This is a genomic window from Aeromonas sp. QDB30 (genome assembly GCF_027707645.1).
GTDB lineage: Bacteria > Pseudomonadota > Gammaproteobacteria > Enterobacterales > Aeromonadaceae > Aeromonas > Aeromonas caviae.
In genome coordinates this window covers 1-2,926 of record NZ_JAPCIY010000145.1, presented here as the reverse complement: position 1 = coordinate 2,926, position 2,926 = coordinate 1, and the positions used below count along the sequence as shown (strand labels likewise).

At 64.1% G+C, this 2,926-nt stretch carries 2 protein-coding genes; both read right to left on the bottom strand.

Going from position 1 to position 2,926, the window contains the following annotated elements; all coding sequences use genetic code 11:
• Positions 1 to 9: 9 nt before the first annotated feature.
• On the bottom strand, positions 10 to 1,677 hold the full coding sequence (locus PG896_RS20670) for a methyl-accepting chemotaxis protein (RefSeq protein WP_234917637.1): 1,668 nt from the start codon (positions 1,675 to 1,677) through the stop codon (positions 10 to 12).
• 237 nt (positions 1,678 to 1,914) lie between these two features.
• A complete protein-coding gene (locus PG896_RS20665) occupies positions 1,915 to 2,763 on the bottom strand; it encodes a TIGR03899 family protein (RefSeq protein ID WP_270836168.1) in 849 nt (282 codons plus the stop codon).
• Positions 2,764 to 2,926 lie beyond the last annotated feature (163 nt).

The following is a 2,926-nucleotide window of genomic DNA, read 5'->3' as shown; positions in this document are numbered from 1 at the left end:
AATGAGCGTTCACATTGGTCCGGAAATGGTGTTCACGTTGAATCGGAATTGGTGTTCATGATCGGCCGGAATATGCATCAGGGCGGTGCTGGTTGGCCGGGTGGCGGGATGCTGCTGGAACTGGCGTACCAGCCGCTCCAGATCCCCGAGCTGCTTCACGAGGGCAATGATGCCCTGCACGGCGTGGCGGCTGCCCTGGCTGGAGTCGTCGGCCAGACGCTTGATGTCCAGCACGCTGTGGTGGATGTCCTGGGTGACCAGGGACTGCTCCTGCATTGCCTGGGCTATCTGGTTGCTGCCTGCGGTCACCTGCAACAGGCGTTCGCTTATCTGTTGCAGGATATCGCCAGTGGCGGCGGCCTTGAGGCGGCAACTGGCGGAGAGCTGTTCCCCTTGCGCCATGGCCTGCTGGGCATCGTCGGCGCTGGCCTGCAAGAGGCTTATCATCTGCTGGATCTCGCCGGTGGAGGATTGGGTCTTGATGGCCAGGGTGCGGATTTCGTCCGCCACCACCGAGAAGCCGCGACCGGACTCGCCCGCCCGGGCCGCCTCGATGGCCGCATTGAGGGCCAGCAGGTTGGTCTGGTTGGCGATGTTGTTGATGACGTCCAGGATGCCGTCGATGGCGCGGCATTGGCTGGCCAGCGCCTCTATCACGGCGCGGGAGGTGAGCAGCTCGCCGTGAACCCCTTCCACCGCCGCCACGGTATCGAGCACGCTGCGATTGCCCTCCCGAAACAGCACGGCGGTGTTGTCCAGGCTGTCCGAGGAGGCGCTCGAGCTGTGGGAGACTTCGCGAATGGACGCCGTCATCTCGGTGATGGCGGTCGCGACCTGGTTGGTCTGGGCCTGCTGTTGCTGCAGGTTGCCGGTGATGGACTCGGCATTGTTCAGATCCGTCTGCGCCGCCTGCACGATCTGCTGGCAAGTCTGCTGGGTGCGGGCCAGCACCGCATTGAACTCGGCCTGATTCATCTTCATGGCGAGCTCGACGGCAGCCAGACGATCGACCCGGCCGGTATACAGCAGTTGCATCAAGGGGTTGTCGAAACGGTGGCGGGCCAGGGTCTCCAGCCGGGCGAGGCGCCGGGAGAGGGTCTGGCAGATGACGAGCGCAACTACCAGTGGCAGGGCACCGATGAGCAGAGGCCAGCCCGGGCCGTGCTGATAGCCGAGGGTGACCAGACTGGCCAGCAGCGCCATCAGGCAGAGGTGGATCCCCAGGGTGTGGCAGCAGGTGGGCAGGCGCAGGGCCCGGGGGGTCTTGCCGCGGCGCATCTCGTCATAGACCCGCTCCGCACGCTGTTTGACCGCGTCGTCCGGCGCCGTGCGCACCGACTGGTACTCCACCACCTTGCCGCTTGCGTCCTGAATGGGGGTGACGAAGGCGTTGACCCAGTAGTGATCCCCGTTCTTGCAGCGGTTCTTGACCGGGCCCATCCAGCTTTTGCCTTCCCGCAGATGGCGCCACATGTCGGCAAACGCCTGGGGCGGCATGTCGGGGTGGCGGACCAGGTTGTGGGGCGCCCCTTGCAGCTCCTCCAGGGTGAAGCCGGCTATCTGGCAGAACTCGTCGTTGGCATAGGTGATGCGGCTCTCCAGATCCGTGGTGGAAATCAGGTTCTGGTGCGACGGGTAGAGGCGCTCACGCTGGGTAACGGGTTGATTGACTCTCATGGTACTTCCTGCCTGACAGGGGAAAGAGAGTCTGGTTGCAATTCGTACACCAGAGTGCCCAAAAACGCTTAAATTGCGCTCTATATGTCTCTTTTGCGCTCAAAACCCGCAGAGGGGGGAACATGGCCCGGGCTCGCGTCCGCCCCTGCCGTCAGGATTCGCTTTTTGGGAGCCGTTTTGGCAATGGCGGGGCGGGTTTCGCAATTTGGCAAGGCGGGGCCGGGGCCTCCGCCAGCCTCAGGCGGGCAGATCCGGCTCGCTGACCGGGGCCGGCATCTGGGTCTCTATCTGCAGGTGGGTGGAGAGCAGGGTCTTCAGATCCTGCAGGTACTCCTCCAGGGGGGGCTCGTCCAGCAGCAGGGCAAGCTCGTTGCCTACAGGGGTGAGCCGGTAATAGAGCAGGGTGAGGTTGCTCTGGCGTTGGCGCAGACGCCAGCGCTGGTTGCCAAAGGCCAGCTCGACCCCGTCGGCGGGCAGGGGACCGGATTCGAGCTCGCCACGGTGCAGCAGCCCGAGATCGCACAACAGCAGCAGGGCGCTGTAGGGCACCCGGTATTTGCCGAGCCCCATTCGGGTGACCTTGGCGCGACTGAGCAGGCTGGCCCCCTTGTGCATGCCCAGCAGCAGACGCTGCTCGTCGCTGCCCTCGTAGTGGCAGGAGAGGGCGCAGATGCGCTGGAACAGCTGGGCTTCGCGCTGGGTCATCTCCTTGAGGGTGTTGAGGGCACGGATGGAGAAGCGGCCCGGGGTCGCCACTTCCAGGGCGAAGATGCGGCCCCACAACTGCTGCATGGGGGTCATGCTGATGTCTTCGGCCAGTTGCAGGAAGCGGGTGAGCCAGTCGCTGTCTATCTCGCCGCCGGCGGCGGTCTCTTCGCAGTGGCGCGCGGCCATCACCATGATGGATTCCAGATTGCGCTGGTGGGTGGCCTGCTCCGCCAGCTGGCGGAAAGTGGCGCGCTGCTCGAAGGTGCTGTCGCTGTTGCGGGTGAGCATGCCATCGATGCCGCGGCTGCGGGCCAGGCGCAGGGTCTGCTCCTGGCTGCTCAGGATGGAACTCTCTTTCTTGGGGGGCAGGTCAGCCATGCTGGCTCCGTGATGGCAAGGTCTGGTAGTGAATGTTACTCCAACCAGATCCATGAACAATCCCTTTGCCGGGGTCGTCACGGGATAAAAAAAGGTTCTTCGCGGGATCCTGGGAAAGTGGAAGTTGACAGACAGGGTGCTGGTAAACTGGTTGTCGCCAAAC